The organism is Streptomyces sp. NPDC048191 (assembly GCF_040652655.1).
Lineage (GTDB): Bacteria > Actinomycetota > Actinomycetes > Streptomycetales > Streptomycetaceae > Streptomyces.
On record NZ_JBEZMO010000003.1, the window covers coordinates 1 to 17,249 of the forward strand.

Annotated in this window: 20 protein-coding genes and 1 pseudogene; 9 read left to right on the plus strand and 12 right to left on the minus strand. The window is 67.3% G+C overall.

Annotated features, from left to right (window positions below):
* Positions 1 to 160: 160 nt before the first annotated feature.
* Positions 161 to 610, minus strand: a complete 450-nt coding sequence (locus tag AB0D93_RS05745; RefSeq protein WP_362113547.1) for a DUF2690 domain-containing protein — start codon at positions 608 to 610, stop codon at positions 161 to 163.
* A gap of 510 nt (positions 611 to 1,120) precedes the next feature.
* Here AB0D93_RS05745 and AB0D93_RS05750 point away from each other — a divergent pair.
* Both AB0D93_RS05750 and AB0D93_RS05755 read left to right on the plus strand, forming a co-directional pair.
* Complete coding sequence (locus AB0D93_RS05750) at positions 1,121 to 1,546, plus strand: peptidase inhibitor family I36 protein (RefSeq protein ID WP_362113550.1); 426 nt, start codon at positions 1,121 to 1,123, stop codon at positions 1,544 to 1,546.
* A gap of 105 nt (positions 1,547 to 1,651) precedes the next feature.
* Positions 1,652 to 2,602 carry a hypothetical protein gene (locus tag AB0D93_RS05755; protein WP_362113553.1) on the plus strand — a complete coding sequence of 317 codons (951 nt, stop codon included), beginning with the start codon at positions 1,652 to 1,654 and terminating at the stop codon, positions 2,600 to 2,602.
* A gap of 22 nt (positions 2,603 to 2,624) precedes the next feature.
* Here AB0D93_RS05755 and AB0D93_RS05760 read toward each other — a convergent pair whose 3' ends face one another.
* Positions 2,625 to 3,656 (minus strand): glycosyltransferase family 2 protein, encoded by a 1,032-nt coding sequence (locus AB0D93_RS05760; protein WP_362113556.1) that lies wholly within the window; start codon positions 3,654 to 3,656, stop codon positions 2,625 to 2,627.
* A 250-nt stretch (positions 3,657 to 3,906) separates the two neighbouring features.
* Here AB0D93_RS05760 and AB0D93_RS05765 point away from each other — a divergent pair, with 250 nt between their 5' ends.
* Positions 3,907 to 5,292, plus strand: a complete 1,386-nt coding sequence (locus tag AB0D93_RS05765) for an LCP family protein (protein ID WP_362115041.1) — start codon at positions 3,907 to 3,909, stop codon at positions 5,290 to 5,292.
* 33 nt (positions 5,293 to 5,325) lie between these two features.
* Here the strand turns inward: AB0D93_RS05765 and AB0D93_RS05770 are convergent, their stop codons facing one another.
* The gene (locus tag AB0D93_RS05770; protein WP_362113559.1) at positions 5,326 to 5,886 is read right to left on the minus strand and encodes an acyl-CoA thioesterase; all 561 of its coding nucleotides are present in this window, start codon (positions 5,884 to 5,886) and stop codon (positions 5,326 to 5,328) included.
* Positions 5,887 to 6,005: 119 nt separating this feature from the next.
* On the opposite strand from AB0D93_RS05770, the gene AB0D93_RS05775 reads away from it, so the two are divergent.
* Together AB0D93_RS05775 and AB0D93_RS05780 are read left to right on the plus strand one after the other, a co-directional pair.
* Complete coding sequence (locus AB0D93_RS05775) at positions 6,006 to 7,343, plus strand: LCP family protein (RefSeq protein WP_362113562.1); 1,338 nt, start codon at positions 6,006 to 6,008, stop codon at positions 7,341 to 7,343.
* Between the two features lie 633 nt (positions 7,344 to 7,976).
* Entirely contained in the window at positions 7,977 to 9,605 is a 1,629-nt protein-coding gene (locus AB0D93_RS05780) for an LCP family protein (protein ID WP_362113566.1), read from the plus strand.
* A gap of 95 nt (positions 9,606 to 9,700) precedes the next feature.
* Here AB0D93_RS05780 and AB0D93_RS05785 read toward each other — a convergent pair whose 3' ends face one another.
* The 4 genes from AB0D93_RS05785 to AB0D93_RS05800 all read right to left on the minus strand — a co-directional run bounded on the left by AB0D93_RS05785 (position 9,701) and on the right by AB0D93_RS05800 (position 11,998).
* Entirely contained in the window at positions 9,701 to 10,063 is a 363-nt protein-coding gene (locus AB0D93_RS05785) for a four-helix bundle copper-binding protein (RefSeq protein ID WP_362113569.1), read from the minus strand.
* A 330-nt stretch (positions 10,064 to 10,393) separates the two neighbouring features.
* The gene (locus tag AB0D93_RS05790; protein ID WP_362113572.1) at positions 10,394 to 11,242 is read right to left on the minus strand and encodes a helix-turn-helix transcriptional regulator; all 849 of its coding nucleotides are present in this window, start codon (positions 11,240 to 11,242) and stop codon (positions 10,394 to 10,396) included.
* A gap of 14 nt (positions 11,243 to 11,256) precedes the next feature.
* Complete coding sequence (locus AB0D93_RS05795) at positions 11,257 to 11,772, minus strand: DUF6879 family protein (RefSeq protein ID WP_362113575.1); 516 nt, start codon at positions 11,770 to 11,772, stop codon at positions 11,257 to 11,259.
* Positions 11,744 to 11,998, minus strand: a complete 255-nt coding sequence (locus AB0D93_RS05800) for a hypothetical protein (protein WP_003990700.1) — start codon at positions 11,996 to 11,998, stop codon at positions 11,744 to 11,746. Before AB0D93_RS05800 ends, AB0D93_RS05795 begins: the two co-directional genes overlap by 29 nt.
* A gap of 483 nt (positions 11,999 to 12,481) precedes the next feature.
* Here AB0D93_RS05800 and AB0D93_RS05805 point away from each other — a divergent pair, with 483 nt between their 5' ends.
* Positions 12,482 to 12,706, plus strand: a complete 225-nt coding sequence (locus AB0D93_RS05805) for a hypothetical protein (RefSeq protein WP_362113579.1) — start codon at positions 12,482 to 12,484, stop codon at positions 12,704 to 12,706.
* A gap of 94 nt (positions 12,707 to 12,800) precedes the next feature.
* On the opposite strand, the gene AB0D93_RS05810 is transcribed toward AB0D93_RS05805, so the two are convergent.
* Positions 12,801 to 13,436 (minus strand): HNH endonuclease signature motif containing protein, encoded by a 636-nt coding sequence (locus tag AB0D93_RS05810; RefSeq protein WP_362113582.1) that lies wholly within the window; start codon positions 13,434 to 13,436, stop codon positions 12,801 to 12,803.
* Positions 13,346 to 13,663 (minus strand): hypothetical protein, encoded by a 318-nt coding sequence (locus tag AB0D93_RS05815; protein WP_362113585.1) that lies wholly within the window; start codon positions 13,661 to 13,663, stop codon positions 13,346 to 13,348. Before AB0D93_RS05815 ends, AB0D93_RS05810 begins: the two co-directional genes overlap by 91 nt.
* Before the next feature lie 188 nt (positions 13,664 to 13,851).
* Here AB0D93_RS05815 and AB0D93_RS05820 point away from each other — a divergent pair.
* Positions 13,852 to 14,013: pseudogene (locus AB0D93_RS05820) on the plus strand (GntR family transcriptional regulator); the annotation flags it as partial.
* Positions 14,014 to 14,084: 71 nt separating this feature from the next.
* On the opposite strand, the gene AB0D93_RS05825 reads toward AB0D93_RS05820, so the two are convergent.
* Entirely contained in the window at positions 14,085 to 14,396 is a 312-nt protein-coding gene (locus AB0D93_RS05825) for a hypothetical protein (protein WP_362113588.1), read from the minus strand.
* A gap of 193 nt (positions 14,397 to 14,589) precedes the next feature.
* Here AB0D93_RS05825 and AB0D93_RS05830 point away from each other — a divergent pair, with 193 nt between their 5' ends.
* A complete protein-coding gene (locus AB0D93_RS05830) occupies positions 14,590 to 14,826 on the plus strand; it encodes a hypothetical protein (RefSeq protein WP_362113591.1) in 237 nt (78 codons plus the stop codon).
* Positions 14,827 to 15,010: 184 nt separating this feature from the next.
* Entirely contained in the window at positions 15,011 to 15,499 is a 489-nt protein-coding gene (locus AB0D93_RS05835) for a hypothetical protein (RefSeq protein WP_362113594.1), read from the plus strand.
* A gap of 90 nt (positions 15,500 to 15,589) precedes the next feature.
* On the opposite strand, the gene AB0D93_RS05840 is transcribed toward AB0D93_RS05835, so the two are convergent.
* Together AB0D93_RS05840 and AB0D93_RS05845 are read right to left on the minus strand one after the other, a co-directional pair.
* Positions 15,590 to 16,903, minus strand: coding sequence for a hypothetical protein (locus AB0D93_RS05840; protein ID WP_362113597.1), 1,314 nt, complete (start codon positions 16,901 to 16,903; stop codon positions 15,590 to 15,592).
* Positions 16,900 to 17,079 carry a hypothetical protein gene (locus tag AB0D93_RS05845; RefSeq protein ID WP_362113600.1) on the minus strand — a complete coding sequence of 60 codons (180 nt, stop codon included), beginning with the start codon at positions 17,077 to 17,079 and terminating at the stop codon, positions 16,900 to 16,902. The genes AB0D93_RS05840 and AB0D93_RS05845 overlap by 4 nt, the downstream gene beginning before the upstream one ends.
* Positions 17,080 to 17,249 lie beyond the last annotated feature (170 nt).

Consider the following 17,249-nt stretch of genomic DNA (forward strand, 5'->3'; position numbering starts at 1 on the left):
GGGGCGCCTCCGGGGTGCTTGACTCGGTTTTAAAACCCCAATTTTGGTGCCCCGGGCCCCCCCCCCCCGGGCGGCCCCCCCCCCCGGGGGGGGGGGCCCCCCCCCGCGGGGGGGGCCCCCCCCCGGCGTATGAGCGGGAGCCGTCCCGCTCACCACCCCGTCAGTAGGCGGCGGTCCGGGCGTCGGCGAGGCCCCAGACGGTGTCCTTCACTCCCTCGGCGAACGACGTCATGCCCTTGTCGTAGACCATCGGCGTGTAGCACTGCGTCTGGCCCTGGTAGATGGTGCAGCTGTACGAGCGGCCGTCGTTGTTGCGGGTGACGAAGCCGTGCGCGCAGTCGTAGCCGGCGGAGGCGTTGCCACAGGCGCCCGCCGTCTGGTTGAGCGTCATCCGGGCCCAGGCCGTGTGACAGGCGACGCTGTAGCGCAGCTCGATGGTGCCGACCGAGCCCTGGCTGTTCCTGACGGTCGCGGACTCCACCGTCGTGGCGCCGCTGGCGCAGCCCGTCGAGGACGGGTCGCTGCCGTCGTAGGTGTAGGCGTTCGAGACGCCCGTGGCCGCGACCATCGCGAGGCCGACGCCCCCGACCACGACCCCGGCACGTGCCATGCGGCGCATTGTGGAACGCACTTGAGTTCCCCCTGATCTGAATGGAACGCCCACGACCACTCGCCGCAGGCACGTAAAAGAAACCGCGGCGCATTCGATCATGCACCTGCCACTGCGTCAACTCCGTTTACAGCAGGGCGGATTGCTGCAATTCCCTATCGGGATTTGCTGCTTCCGGCCATGCGTCTCCGGTGAGACACCCACACACCCGACCGGTGGCCGAAATGCGGCGTGCGGGGCCTGAAAACCTCAGTGATCCCTTACGCAAACGCTGTTGACGAACGTTCGGACATGTGATCAGATCGCCCGCTGTCGCAGTCGACACGCCGTCAGACGAGGGCACGTCGACCCAGGTGGGGATCGGTACCGGCTGATTCACGCCGTCCCGCTGCCCCCTCGACGGCGGTGCCGGCCGGGGAACCGACGCCAACGTCCACGACCTCGCCGGCCACAGCTTCTGCAACGAGAAGTACGCGGACGGTTCGGCCGTCCTTCATGGAGGAGAAATTCATGGGTATCCGCAACAAGGTCGTCGCCGGTGCGCTGACCACGGCGGCGCTCGGAGTCGGTCTCATAGCGGCCCCCGCCGCCGAGGCCGCCACCTGTAACAGCACCATCGGGGCCTGCATCTATTACAACTCCAACTTCTCGGGCGCCACGTTCTGGGACGACGGCGGCAACAGCCGGGCGCCCGAGAACTACGGCGCGCCGAACTGGTACACCTTCTCGGGCGGCAACGGCGCCGGTCTGTACGTCAAGAACAACGCGGCGTCGGTGTACAACTTCGACACCAACTACAGCGTGACGATCTACTACAACTCGAACAACAGCGGCCCGAGCCAGTACATCAAGCGCGGGACCGGGGCCAACCTGAACTCCACGCTGAAGAACAACAACGCGTCGCAGTGCTTCGACTTCTACGCGGTGTGCCCGTAAGGGTTCCTTGCGGGACCAGTCAGAAGCAGCGGCGTCCCCACCGGCCCGGGCGGGGACGCCGCTGTCCGCACGTCGTCAGAGAAACACCCACGAAGGACGCCCCACATGGCCTCGGAACGCCCGGCCGGACTCGCGGTCCTCGCCGTGATCGCGGCGCTGAGCAGCGCGGTGACCGGTTGCACGTCGGCGACACCGAACCCTCCGGCACAGACAGCGGGTGCTCCTGGGGTCGGTGCCGTGCCGATGCTCGACAGCACTCACGATCAGCGGCTTCCCATCGAGAAGTACCTGATCAGCCCGCAGGAGAACGCCCGGATCGAAAACGCCAGGTCGGCACTCATGACGTCGTGCATGAAGCGGTTCGGGTTCGACTTCAAGCCGGCGACGACGGACTACCGGCAGAAGTCGAACCAGACCGCCCATCGGTACGACCCGACCGACCCCGCCCTCGCCGCACGCCGCGGCTATCACGGCCCCCAGCGGGCGGCACCGAACGCGGCGCAGCCGTCCCGGAAGCCGTTGTCCGCGGACATGGAAGCCGTACTGGGCCACGGCCTGAACGCGCCGACCCCGCCGGGAGCGGCCGCTCCCCCCGCCGACGGCAAGTACCACGGCATCCGGATCCCCGAGGGCGGCTGCATGGGAGAGGCGGAGAAGAAGCTGACCGCAGGCGGCGGAATCATCCAGGACTCCCCCACGGCGGTCGACATCAATTTCAAGGACTACGTGCGGTCCATGGCCGACGCCAGACTCAGGGCCGCCTTTGCCAAGTGGTCGGCGTGCATGAAGGCCAAGGGATTCTCCTATCCGACGCCGGAAGCCGCCGTCAAAGACCCGGCCTGGAACTCCCCGAAACCGCCGAGGCGCGAACTGGCCACCGCTTCCGCGGACGTCACGTGCAAACGGAAGAACAACGTCGTGGGTACGTGGTTCGCCGTCGAATCGGCCTATGAGAAGCGGGACATCCGGACCGAGGCCGAGAAGATGACGGGCATCAGGCACAGCATCGACATCGCGGTCCGGAACGCCGCCGCGGTGGGCGGCGCCGGATCGTGACCGGCGGGCGGCGCGGCTCCCGTCAGGAGACGCCCGCCCGCACCGCCGGCCGGCGTGCCGCGATGACCTTCCTGGCCAGCGCCTTCGGGCTGGTCAGGAAGCCCCAGCCCCACGACATGTGCATGGTGGCGAGCGCCACCGGGATCTGCAGCCGGGCCTTCAGCGGCAGGCCCTTGCCCGCGGGGAGGGACCCGAGGGCTATCGCCGCGAGATAGACGCCCGGGATCACGAAGCCCGCCGGGGTCACCAGCGCGCCCACGACCGCACCCGCCGCGATCGCGCACACCGCGGTCGGCGGGGCGAGATAGCGCGGGTTGATGGAGCCGGAGTGGTAGCGGGCGACGACGTGCCGCCAGCGGCCGTAGTCCTTGTACTGCTTGGCGAGGGCCCGGACGGAGGGCCGCGGACGGTAGGAGACCTTCAGCTCGGGCGAGAACCAGATCAGGCCGCCCGCCTCCCTGATCCGGAAGTTCAGCTCCCAGTCCTGGGCGCGGATGAACTCCTCGTTGTAGCCGCCCTGCTGCTCCAGGGCCTCGCGGCGGAAGACACCGAGGTAGACCGTCTCGGCGGGCCCGGCCTCGCCACCGGTGTGGAAAGCGGCGTTGCCGACGCCGATCTTCGAGGTCATCGCGGCGGCGACGGCGTGCTCCCAGTCGTTCTCGCCCTCGGCGCGCATGATGCCGCCGACGTTCTGCGCGCCGGTCTCCTGAAGGAGGCGGACGGCGGTGGCGATGTAGTTGGGCGAGAGCATGCCGTGACCGTCGACGCGGACCACGATCGGGTGCCGGGAGGCCTTGATCGCCGCGTTCAGCGCCGCGGGAGTGCGCCCGGTCGGGTTCGGGACGGTGTGCACGCGCGGGTCTTCGCGTACGAGCTCGGCCGCGATCTCGTCCGTGCGGTCCGTGGACGGACCGAGGGCGATCACGACCTCCATCTCGCCGGCGTACTCCTGCGCGAGGATCGCTTGGACGGCCCCGCGCAGATGCCGCTCCTCGTTGAGGACGGGCATGATCACGGATACAGCGGGGAGCCGCACGTCGGGCTTGGCGTTCATAGGGGGCTCACGTTACCGCGAACGGGGGACACCGGTGCGCGCCGCCGGGGCGTAAGTCCGGGCTGGAGATCGTATCGGCCTACGGTGCTCACGGATCCCACGTACGGCCTCGTCCGGAGGTGTCCCCTTGGCCAGCCCGCCCCGGTCTCCTGCGCGTCCGCAGCGCCGACCGCAGCCGCCCCGCAGCGTGCCGCGCCCGCCCGAGCGGCCCGCGCGGTCCGTACGGCCGCCCCGGCGGCCCCGCTGGGCCATGCGGGCGGTGAGCACGCTGTCGGTCGTCGTGCTGGCCTCCGCCGGGATCGGGCACGCGGTCGTCAGCAGCCTGGACGCGGGGATCGCCCGGATCGACGCCTTCAAGGACATGAAGAACCGGCCGCGCGCCGGCCACGGCATGAACATCCTGCTGGTCGGCACCGACGGCCGCGACCGGATCACCGAGCGGCAGCGGCGGGAGTACCGGCTGGGCGGGGCGCCCTGCCACTGCACCGACACGATGATGATCGTGCACATCTCGGACGACCGGGACCGGGCCACCGTGGTGAGCCTGCCGCGCGACTCCTACGCCGAGGTGCCCGCGGGCGCCGATCCGGCCACCGGACGGCAGCGCGCGGCACACCCGATCAAGCTGAACGCCGCCTACTCCGAGGGCGGCCCCCAGATGACCGTCCGCACGATCGAGAACATGACCCATCTGAAGATCGACCACTATCTGGAGGTCGACTTCACCAGCTTCATGAAGACCGTGGACGTCCTCGGCGGCGTCGACGTCTGTACGACGACCCCGCTGAAGGACTCCTACAGCGGGCTCGACCTCGCGCCCGGCACGCACACCCTGGGCGGCGGGCAGGCGCTGCAGTACGTGCGGGCCCGGCACGTCGACGGGACGAGCGACCTGGGCCGGATGAAGCGACAGCAGCGGTTCCTGGCCGCGCTGATCGAGCGGGCCACCTCCTCCGGGGTGCTGCTGAACCCGATGCGGTTCCGGGACGTGACCCGGGCGGTGCTGGGCTCGGTCCGCGCCGACGAGAGCCTCGGCGCCGACGAGCTGCTCGACCTCGGCCGGGCCATGCGGAACTTCTCCCCGTCCTCCTCCGAGTTCACCACCGTGCCCATCGCGCAGATGAACTACGACGTCAAGGGCATCGGTTCGACCCTGAAGTGGGACCAGACCAGGTCGGACCAGCTCTTCACGGCCCTGCGCGACGACAAGCCGCTCATCGTGGACCCCCCGCACCACGGCCCCGCCCCGGCACCCGTGGCGCCGGTGGAGGTGGACCCCCGGCAGATCCGGGTCCTGGTGGCGAACGGCACCGGCACGGCCGGGCTCGCCAAGCGGGTCGACGCGGCGCTCGCGGCGACCGGCTTCGCCACCACCCGGCAGCCGGTGACCGCCCCCGCGCACGTGCCGCACACGGTCATCTCCTACGACCCCCGCTGGGACCGCTCCGCCCGCTCCCTCGCCGCCGCCCTGCCGGGTGCCGAGCTGCGTGCCGTGCCGGGCCAGGGGCCGATGCTGAGGGTGACCGCCGGGGCGGACTTCAAGGACGTCCACAAGGTCCGCTTCGACGACCCGGCCCAGCCGCAGCGGACCGCGGTGCGCGGCAACGAGGTGGTGTGCTCCGGCTCCGGCTCGTGACCCAGCAGGCGCGCCCGGCCCGGGCGGGAGTTGCTAGTCCTCGAACCCCTCCGCCGCTCGCTTCTCACGCAGCTCGCGGATCGCGCGGCGGCGGGCCAGGCGATGGGTGCGACGGATCTGGGCCTCCTGGCAGCGGCGGCGGTCGCGATCGGTCTCCGGGATCACCGGCGGCACCCGGCGCGGCTTGCCGTCGGCGTCGACGGCCGCGAAGACCAGGTAGGCCGAGCCGACCTGGGTGGGCGGGGCCGACTCGTTCCAGCGCTCGGCGAGGACCCGGACGCCGACCTCCATGGAGGTCCGCCCGGTCCAGTTCACCTGCGCCTTCACATGGACCAGGTCACCGACTCGGACCGGCTCCAGGAACGCCATCTCGTCCATGGACGCGGTGACGGCGGGGCCGCCGGAGTGCCGGCCGGCCACGGCACCCGCCGCGTCGTCCACCAGCTTCATGATCACACCGCCGTGCACCGTGCCCAGGAGGTTGGTGTCGTTGTGGGTCATGATGTGGCTGAGAGTGGTGCGCGAGGCGGACGTCGGCTTGCCGGGAATGTCCGGTTCGGTGTCCGGATTCGCGTCCGTGACCTGGTCTGTCATGCCCTCCACCTTATGCCGAAGTGACATTCGCGGATTTTGTGTCAGCTTCGCAACAGCGCCGACCTTATTTTCCGACAGCCCTTGTAAGCCTCACACCGACGCCCTGCACACTGGGGCGCATGAATGACTGGCCCGAGGGATGGTCCGACGACAACCGCGGCCCGCGCTACGGACGCGGCAGTGCCGGCGCACAGCCGGAGAACGCCCGCGTGATGCGTCAGGTGCGGCGCGGCGGCCCGGCGGTACCGCCCGGGCAGCGCTCCTACGGCGACCCCGGCCCGTCGGCGCCGCCGTACGGGGCCGGCGTCCCGCAGCAGCCGTCGTACGTCGACGGCCGGGGATACGACGAGGGCGCGGGCCCCGGCGAGTACGACAGCGGCTACAACACCGGGCAGGTGTACGGCGGCGGCCGCGGCGGTGGCGGCTTCGTACCCAACGACAACGACCCGGACCCGGAGCTCGGCCGGTACCGGCCGCGCCCGAACTGGCGGCGCCGGATCAAGTGGACCGCGATCACGCTGGCGACCGTGCTGGTCGTCACATCCGTCGCGACCTACTTCTGGGCCGACTCCAAGCTGCGCCGCGAGGTCGACCTGTCCAAGGTCATCGACCGGCCGGCGTCGGGCTCCGGCACGAACTACCTGATCGTCGGCTCGGACAGCCGTGAGGGCATGTCCAAGGCGGACGAGAAGAAGCTGCACACCGGCTCCGCCCAGGGCAAGCGCACGGACTCGATGATGATCCTGCACGTCGGCGACAACGGCGACACGCTGATATCGCTGCCGCGCGACTCGAACGTGACGATCCCGTCGTACAAGGGCTCGACGTCCGGGAAGGTCTACCCGGCCACGGGCCGGCAGGAGAAGCTGAACGCCGCCTACGCCGAGGACGGGCCGACGCTGCTGGTGCGCACCATCGAGTCCAACACCGGTCTGCACATCGACCACTACGTCGAGATCGGCTTCCAGGGCTTCGCCAAGATCGTGGACGCGGTCGGCGGTGTGGACATCACGATCGACAAGGGGTTCAAGGACTCCTACTCGGGCGCGGACTTCAAGGCCGGCAAGCAGACCCTGAACGGCGCCCAGGCCCTCGCCTTCGTCCGCACCCGGCACGCGTTCGCGGCCTCCGACCTGCAGCGCACCAAGAACCAGCAGAAGTTCCTGTCGGCGCTGGCCCACCAGGTGGCCACGCCGTCCACGATCCTCAACCCGTTCAAGCTGTACCCGACCATGGGCGCCGGCCTGGACTCCCTGATCGTCGACAAGGACATGTCCCTGTGGGACCTGGCGTCGATGTTCTGGGCGATGAAGGGCGTCAGCAGCGGCGACGGCAAGTCCATGAACATGCCGATCTCCGGCTCCGTCGGCGGCAACCTCGTCTGGGACAAGGCGAAGGTCAAGACGCTGGTGGACGAGTTGAACAACGACCAGAAGGTCACCGTCTCCAGCAACTAGCCGCTCGTCCACAGCGGGGTAAAGCATCGATCAAGGCCCGCCGTCCATTCCCGAGATATCGGGCCAATCGACCGGCGGGCCGGGCCCGGGGTTTGTCATCGCCGTGTCCAGCCGCTGAACTGTGCGGATAGTGTGCGATCCGGCGCGGAACGGCCGCGCCGTCGTGCACCGTTCGCCCGACTGCATCGAGGGGCTGGGGGGCGACTCGTCGCACGGCCCCGACGGAGGACGAAGCGACCGTGGACGCACAAGGCCGTGGGTGGGGGGACGGCACGGCCCGGTGGGCCCGGTGGAACACCCCGGCGTGCGGTACCGGCACGGGGCGGACGAAGCATCCGCCCGGCCCGGCCCGCCGGGTGCGTGAACTCGTCGGCGCCGCGGGCCGTTCGGCGCCCGCCGACGAAGTCACCCGCACCTCGTGACGTCAGGGCTCAGTTCTGCGTCTAACTGAGCGCGGAAACGCGGCAGCGCCACGGCACCGACCGGGGGCGGGCCCGCGCTCCGGCCTGTGCCCGGTCACCGCGGCACACGAGCGACAGACAGACCGACAAGGGCGCCGTACGCCTCCGCGGAGGGCGGTGGGCGCGCAACGAACCCGCGGTGTAGGGGTGCCGAGGGCGGGAGGGGTAGGAGATGACACGCAGCAGCGTGGATCAGGAGGGGGCGGCGCCGCATGCCCGGCACGCCGGCGGACCCGGCATGGGGGGAGAGACCGAGGGCGGGCGCAGCGACCACCGGCGCGACCGCGGCCACAAGCGCCGCGCGGAGCCCGGCCCACCGCGCCCCAAGCGGCGGATACTGCGTTGGTCGGCGTTGACCCTGGCGGTCGTCATACTCGGCACCGCCGGAGCGGGTTACCTCTACTACGAGCACCTCAACGCCAACATCCAGAAGGACAAGCTGAACCTCGGCGACTCCGACGTGCCCAAGGCGACCCCGAACGCCGCCGGCCAGACGCCGCTGAACGTCCTGCTGATCGGCTCGGACAGCCGGAACACCGCGCAGGACCTCAAGCTCGGCGGGTCCAAGGCGGACGTGGGCCGTCCGCCGCTGGCGGACGTGCAGATGCTGGTGCACGTGTCGGCCGACCGCACCAACATGTCCGTGGTCAGCCTGCCCCGCGACACGATGATCCCGATCCCCCGGTGCACCGACCCGCACACCGGCCACAAGTACCCGGCGCTCTCCCTGGCCATGGCGAACGAGTCGCTGGGCCGCGGCGGCCCCGGCTGCACCGTCGCCACCTGGCAGAAGCTGACCGACATCCACATCGACCACTTCATGATGGTCGACTTCTCCGGCGTGGTCGACATGGCGGACGCCATCGGCGGCGTCCCGGTGTGCGTCAAACAGAACGTCTGGTCGCACACCTCCGACGGGCACGGCTCGGGCCTGAAGCTGAAGGCGGGGACCACGTACGTCAAGGGCCAGCAGGCCCTGCAGTGGCTGCGCACCCGCTACGGCTTCGAGGACGGCACCGACCTCGGCCGCACGCACGCCCAGCACATGTACATGAGCGCGATGGTGCGCCAGATGCGCAAGAACGCGACGCTGACCAATCCCGGTGCGATGCGCAGCCTGGCGGAGACCGCGACGAAGGCCCTCAAGGTCGACGAGGGCCTGGGGACGATCGCGAAGCTGTACGACCTGTCCGAGGAGTTCAAGAAGGTCCCCACCAAGCGCATCACGATGACGACGCTGCCGACGGTGCAGTGGTCGCAGGACCACGACCGGCTCGTGCCCGCGCCGGAGGACGCCGAACAGCTCATGTCCATGGTCCGCGACGACACCGCGCTGGACGGACGCGGCGCCAAGCCCAAGGCCACCGAGGCGGCGGCGAAGACCGCGACGGATCCGGACGGCAAGATCTCGGTGCAGGTCCGCAACGGCACCGGATCCGACACCGAGGCCCCGGCTCCCCAGCGGGCGAGCGCGGTCGCCGGGATCCTGCAGGGCAAGGGGTTCACCCAGGCCGCGGCGGACACCACGCCGGCCACGGAGGCCAAGACCACCGTCCTGTACCCCAGCGCCGATCTGGAAGGCGACGCCCAGGCGGTGGCCAAGGCACTCGGCATCCCGCTGAAGCAGGTGCGCAAGTCGACCGACGTTTCCGGCGTCACGCTGCTCGTGGGCGCCGACTGGCGCACCGGTACCGCCTACAAGGCGCCCGCCCAGCCGACGAAGGCCCCCTCCACGGCGGCCGTGCTCAACGGCGACAAGAAGGACGCGTGCATGCCCGTCCAGCCAGGCTTCACCTGGTGACGGGAGCGCGGTGACCGGCCGCGCACACGGCTGAGGCGTCCGCGCACCACTCGAGGGCACCCGCGCGGGTGCCCTCGACGGCTGGCTTCAGGAGCTCACATACCGGCGCCCGCCATGGCCCGGCACATCTCCGCGCAGCGGCGACACGCCTCCGCGCAGCGCATCATCTGCTGGTCGTCCGGCATGGACATACACGCCTCGGCGCACATGTCGCACACCTTGGCGCACAGCACGCTCATCTCGGCGGACATGGGCGAGCGCCGCATCATCATGTCGGCGCACATGCGGGTCGTCTCGGAGCAGTCCATCAGGGCCCGCATGACCTGCATCTGCTGCTGTCCGCCCTTCTGCATGCAGGAGCTCATGGTCTCCTCGCACATGCTGTGGCAGTTCATGCAGGCCTCGATGCAGTCCTGCATCTGCTTGGTGAGGGCCGGCATCATCTGGGACTGGGTCATGGCTCCTCCTGTGGAGGCGGGGGCCCGGGCGGGCCCGTGTGCTTCCGTCCTACGTCGGCCCGCCCCGGCCCGCATGTGACCGACCGGTCGTAAGGTGCGCCGGAGCAGCAGAAAGGCGCCCCGCAGGGCGCCTTTCGCAGGGTGCGACGAAACCCCGTGCCGTTACGGCAAGTTGCGGGCCATGACGATCCGCTGAACTTGGTTCGTGCCTTCATAAATCTGGGTGCTTTACAGGTCATATGGCGTTGACCTGCACGAACATACCCTTCAGGAGGTACTCCCCCAGCATTTCCCCATGATCACTACCGACGGGTGCACCGACATCGCTTGTCACGTGAGGGAGGCCACCGCATCCGCTATCAGGGAACGTGCCGCTGCTCCCCTCGCGGCCACCTGCGAGAGCCGGTCAAAGGCTCGGGCGTACAACTCGACCTGGCTGGGCTGCGTCAGGGTGGCAGCAGCATCCAGCGTGTCCGCGTGCACCCTGGTGTCGTCGAAGATCGTGAAGGTTGGCATCGGCCACATAGTCCGCTGCGCCGAGAACGGGACGATCCCCACGGCAACGTTCTGGAGATCGATGACCCCGAGCAGATGGCCAAGCTGCGCTGCCATCGTCTCTGCGCTGCACAGCCGGTACCGCAACACGGACTCCTCCAGTACAAACGAGAACCGGCGTGTGCCATTGCTCAGCACCCCGTTACGCCTCATGCGGGCCGCCACAGCGTCACTCACGTCATCCGGGGTTCCTCGGAAGTCTGCGATGGATGACAGCAGGGCAGTGGCGTATCCGGGCGTCTGGAGGAACCCGGGAATCACGTCGGAGACGTAGATCCGGAATAGCTTGGTTTGTTGGTAGAGATCACCTGTGGACTCTTGCAGGCGACGTAGGCCGCTCCGCTGGAGTTGTTTCCACTGTACGTGAGCATCGGCGGACTGTCTGTTAGCCGCGATCAAGTCGGGGACCTGATCATCAGCGGCGCAGGCTCGGCACCACGCTCTGATGTCCCTATCGGAGGGAGGCGTCTTCGCGTTCTCGATCCTGGATGACTTCGACTCTGACCAACCGCACCTGACGGCCAGCTCCCGCCCGCTGATCCCCGCATCTTTTCGGATCTCACGCAGACGGCCGGCCAGCTCTTCGCGGGCCTGCTGAACGCGTGACGACGGGTGTGTGGGCACGGAGCTGGCTTTCGTCAGATCTTGTATAGGTGGTGCGGGATCGCTTGCTCCCAAACCGCTTCGAAGGCGGCGGAGCACAGCTTCACGGCTTCTGGGTCTGCCGTAATCTCGTCCTCCACCACCGCGCCGTCACCTGAGAAGTGGTGCACCCGGAGCAGCGCACCATCGAACAGCCAGAAGTCATTCCCTGGCAGAGGGATGCTCGTGGCCCGTCGCCGGGGCAACCATCGCACTTCCTCACCGGCCGTGATGTTGGCGCGGGTGACGTAGTGCTCCCACCGGATGTAGTCCGATACTGGCTCGGAGATCACCCGTGCCCGGCGGATCACCACACCCCGGGCCACGGTGTCCGCGATCAACTGGTCGTAGGGGTGCCACCAGGATTCGTGGTCCTCCCAGTTGATCCGCTCACCCCGCTTCCATGCCTCGAACCGCTCCGTTGGCGCGTAGGAGTCACGCAGCTCCAGGTGGACGGCGGACCGCTCGCACTGGCCAAGCAGCTCAGCGAAGCTGGGCACGCTCGACGGCATCACACGCCTCCCTGATCATCGGAATCATCCGGGCCGGAATCCTCACGATGGCTTCGCTGTCGGGCACCGGACCGTTCGCGGGGCTGCTTGCCTCGCAGTCCGCCTGAGTCTCGGTGTTCGGCTTCCACCCCTGCAACAAGATCTCCTGAGCTTCGGCGTCGGCCCACACGGTGGGGCAGTGGTCCCGGTCCGTGTCGGGGTCGATTCCAATGAACTCTACGGCCATGGCTGGCTCCCTGGTCTAGGTGCTTGCTCGGGCTTGCATCAGCTTCGTTGACCTGTAGAGACAGCGTCAATACGGCTACCAGCCAGGAGAATTGGCGTGCAAGCTCGTGCAAGTTTGTGGAGCCCGACGGTTGCCACTTCCTACGGTCGGCACATCGACGCGGAAACGATCGGGAGGGCGCGGTGTGATGGGCGAAAGCAGGGCGCGGGGCACCGAACCGGCTGATCACCTGGGCAGCAGTGAGGCCCGACAGTTCCTCTCCCGTCTCTCCGATGCATTCGGCGTAGGGGGCGTGCTCATGGTGTATAAGGCCGATCCTGGCCCCGAAGGCGCCGACATGGCGCCCAGTTCGGCCTTGCGCTGGCCCCGGTGTGAGTGTGGGAGCCCGAAGTGTCCTGACTACAAGACCCCGCCGAATGGGCCGACAGAGGGACTGAGCAGCAGAGTTGCCGAGGCCAACGCGCGGAGCCGTAGGGGTGGGCTGTGAGCATCAGAACGGCGATGCGGTACGTGATGCACAAGATCACCGAGCACCCGGATACCGACGTGACCTTTGAGGCTGAGTGCCTGCACTGCAAGTGGAAGGCGACACCTTCCACCGAGTCGGCATCTGTCGATGTGGAGTGCATGAGCCACACCGGCCGCTCCGGTCACGCCGGTTTCCGACGTATCAGGACCTCGTTCGCCATGGTCGTTCGCGCCGAGTAGAGCCCCTGCCGCGGTTGGGGGGACCTGGACTCCCGCCCGGACGGGCGGCGGCGGTCAGTCAGCTCCGGCCTTCGGGCCGGGGGCTTTTCTTTGTTTAGGCGCTAGTCCGTTTGAGCCATTCGGGACGCGTGTCCGGCCATCCCTCAGCTTTGGCCATTGCGATCTTCTCGGCATAGCACGCGCGGTACCAACTCACGCCTAGGTCGTAGGGGTAATTCCACGGCGTTGCCCAGAGGAACCACGACTGGCGTTTGGGGTCTGCTATCTCGGCTGCAACCGTGTCGAGATCATCGAACAGCTTCAGCACTTCTTCATGTACGGACAGGTACATTTCCCGAAGGCTCTTACCGCCGAGGTCTGATTTCTGGGCTATGCCATTCCCGCTCCACCGGGAGCGCAGATCCCATCCCATCATCAACTCGGCCGGCGTCTTGTCGCCCTTGCTCAAGTTGCAACTGTGGCAGACCGGTACGAGGTTCGAAATGTCATCCGCTCCCCCGTCCGAGAACGGGATGACGTGATCCATGGTCTGTGAAGGCCCGCCGCAGTACACGCAACAGCCATCGTTGGCCTCAAGCACACACAACCATGTCCAAGTCCGGTGGTGTTGGCGTCTCCGACTCTTGAGAAACACCAGCTTCAGTCCTTGCCGACATTGCGAGCGTCGCCGTCGATGGTGATGTTGTTTGAGCAGCCGTCCGGATCTTCCGGGTGGTTCTTCGCACACCACTTGTCGATCTGGTCGTCACACTCGACCATCTTGTTCGCGTCCGCGTTGCTTACGCCGGACACCCCAGCCCACCGCTTCGCACAGGCCGACGGCCCGTCGTTGTGGTTGACGTGCGAGCTGATCCAACCGCCCGAGGCGCCGATGATGCAGGCGACGAGAAGCACCTTCGGCCAGCCGTAGCGGTCAACGATAGTTCTCAGCGGGCGGTTGCCCTGTGCCGTCGGCATGTAGATGTACCCCCCGCATGATTCCTGTGATCGGTGATCATAAGTGGTTGATCAGTGAACGAGAAGAGGGGGGCTCGTGAAGACAGCCGTCGTACGCGACGGCCGAACCTGGGCAACCACGCAGGGGGTTCGTATGGCACGCGAGGAGCTGACCCGTCTCACCCGAAGCGGCAACAGGGAAGCCGCGACCTGGAGCACGCATGCCCAGTGAACGGGCACTCGCCGAGCTGTACGGCGTAGTCATTGGCACAGGCCGGAGAGCGGTTGAAGGGCTGCGGGACCGAGGACTGGCGACCGCGCGACCTCGAAGGGCGCGTTCATCACGGCGGGCACTCCGCCCCACCCTGTGATCCTGAATTCGTACCCGCCCCTGCCGGGGAGGGCTCGTACCTCCCCGGCCAAGCACTCCGGTTAATGCTCCCTAATAGTCTGGGCCGCTCGTCGGCCGCCTCATCCTATCCTCCATCTCAGCCAGCTCCCTGCGGAGCCTGTTTGCGACGGAACTCGGGTCGCTCGGAGTCGGCGCACCGGCATATATCCAGCCCCGAATCTTCATCGCGGTTTCTGCGTCTTTCGAGGCCCGCGCCTCGGCCCGACGGATTTCGTCGTCATAAAACCCGGTCGATTCCCCCTTGGCCCGCGCTTCGCTCCTTCGCTGCCTCATGCGCTCAGCGTATTCACGATTCGATTCGGCCGACTCCTCGAAATGCTTGAGATCGTCGTAGTTCGACATCACCGTCTCCTTTCAATCTCACTTCGAGACGGCACGTCCGACACCATCGGGCGCTCATTCTCCAGTCTTCACCTGCGTTGACGTAGCTGCAACATCTCTCGCCCTCTGCCGGGAAGGGTTCATATCCCCGGCTCCCTCTCTCGCCTCACCCACGCCCCCCTTGCGGGGCATTTTTCTTGCCTAGGAGACTCCCATGCCAAAGAGTTCTGAGACCGTTGAGACTGCTGAGGCCATTGAGACCATTGAGGTTCGGGACGCTGACGTGACCTTCGAGGCCGAGTGCCTGACATACGAGTGCGGTTGGCAGGCCACTCCGTCGACGGACGGGGCCGCCGTCGATGTCGAGTGCATGAGCCATACCGGCCGGACCGGACACGGCAGCTTCCGGCGCCTCTGCACGTCCTTCGCCCTGGTGGTGCGGAACGAGTAGCCACCTACACGCCCAAGCCTGCCTAGGTGCACTTTGACGGCTACACGGCTGACGCCTCCGAGCCCCGGCAAGATGTCCCCCGTGGCTGGCAGGGGTAGGCCATGTTGCTCGTCAAGAGAGACGCGCACTGTCAGTGCCCGGGAGTAAGATTCCTGGACACTCTGACTGCGCAATAGGGGGACACGTGGTCGACTGGGCCGGACTCATCAGCACGCTGGTCTTCGGCTTCGCTGCCGGAATGATCACGGCTTGGCGGAAAGCCTCGCTTGAGGCAACCATGATCTGGGTTGACGATCTCCGGCACCGCGTCGAGATCATGAAGGGTGACCGGGAGAAGAGGCAGCAGCTCCGGCACGTCAAGATGGACGAGGATCGCGCCGCTGAACTGAAGGCCGTCGAAGAGGAGCGTAAGCGGGTTAGGCGAGCGCATCTAGAATTGACAAAGGCGCTGCCGATCGCCAATGAGACAGTGAAGACTTGGGCTATTGAACCGGCTAGACATCAGGAGCTTATCGGTGAACTTCGAGCCAGCCTGGAACGGCTTTCCGGCTGCGGAGTAAAAATTCAGCATGGCGTTGATAATTGGAGAAGCCCATTCAGCTGGGAGCTGGAGCGTATCGCTAAGAACATCGACGCTGAGACGAATAAGTACGCCGCGCTGCGAAGCAAGTAGCGCCGCACTGCCCCAGGTCGTCATGGGTACGTTTTACTCTAAAAAGACGGAAAGCCCCCGCCGTAGCGGGGGCCTTACATCCGAGCGTCACTAGATCAAGGCAGCAAACGGGTTATCAGCCTGCACTTCCACAGGCGCAGCCTGGGCAGGGATGCGAACGGTGATCCGCTTGGGTGTGGCCTTGGTGGCAGCAACCGCCCGAGCCACGACCGGCCGAGCGCCACTCTCCGAGCTGGCCGGCTCCTGCTTTCCCCCGAACGAGTAGAACGTGACCGGGCGGCCCTGCTTCCCGTTGCGGGCCTGGCTCATCACGATGCCCGGGATGGCTTCCACGGCGGCCTTGGACACTCGCAGGAACGGCAGCAGGTCACTGGAGGACGCCTTACCTCCCAGGCTGGCAATGCGCTCCCGAACCTTCTCCTCAAGCGTCCTCACGGGGGCCTTGGCGGCAGTCGCCTGCCCAAGGGTGAGGACCAGGACGTCACGCACGGAACGGCGCACCAACGAAAAGGCAGCCAACAGCACGTCCTCAGTGATGACTTCGGTCATGTCGGCTACTGCGAGGCAGGCCGCGACCCTGAGGGTCTGCTCTGCTGTGCGCTGGATCATCGCAGCTTCCACCTCGGGCAGAGACTCAGACAGGATGGAGCCGTAACGACGGATCACAAAGAAGAGATCTTCCGCCCACGCGTCCATGACCATGACGCGAGGCTTGGCCGTGGCCCAGGCGTACGCCTCAGAGAACGGGTCGACATGAGGCAGGGGCGACCGCTTCCGGATCAGGTGAGCACTACCCAGGATCACAGGCAGGATGCGGTTGTACGAGCCGCCCGCAGCCTCATCGGCACTGACGTACTTGTTCCAGTCAGACGGGGTGCAGTGTGCGTGGAACACCATGCGAGGCTCCCGGACCTCTTGAGGGCCCTCTTTCGTCATGTTCCGCAGCGCCGCACCATCCCATGCCAACCGCAGCTTGCCCGTGAAAGAGGGGTCACGCTTCACGCGTCGAAGCGTCTCCTGCCATTCCTCCTCTTCCACAAAGAGGCGCACGTCAGTGCCATGCTCGGTCTCGGCAGACGCCTCCTGGGCCTCATAGAGGGCGTTCACCAGGGAGGCCCCCGAGGTAAGGCCAGAGGCAGTGTGGGTGTCCAGGAACCGACCGAGGCCCGGCCCTGCTATGTGCTTGGCCGCACGGAGCGCAGTGCCCTTACCGCGTCCAGTCTTAGCGACCAACGCGGACCAGAGGAGGGGTGCACGGCCCTCCACCGTGACCGTGCCACTGATGGCAGCGGACCACAGGCTGAGCGTCGCCATGTAGATGCCGACCGGATCAGTCTCGACCTTGGGAGCAACTGTCCTCACGGCCTCCCCGATCGGGCCGTACAGCTCAACCTGCGTGCTCACGCTGCGTCCTCCATATCCATGCGCTGTACCTGAATCCATCGGCCGGCCTGCTTGACCTCTGCCTTGTAGTGATTCGCGTTCGGCAGAGCCAACGGCATGGTTACCGAGCCATCGGCCGGAATGATGACTGCCTTCACCCGGGCCGACCGGGGCCCGAACGGAACCTCACGGCTCACCCGGTGAAGCGTCTCCCGGTCGGTCGACACAATGCCCTCGTAGTCCCGTCCATTTGTGCCGGTCCACCTCACCCACGAACCAGCGGCGAATGCCTTACGGCTGGGCTTGGTGGGGAGGCTGCGCCGGGCCGACCGCCATACGGTCGTGTCCTTGGGCGTTGGGTGTTTGC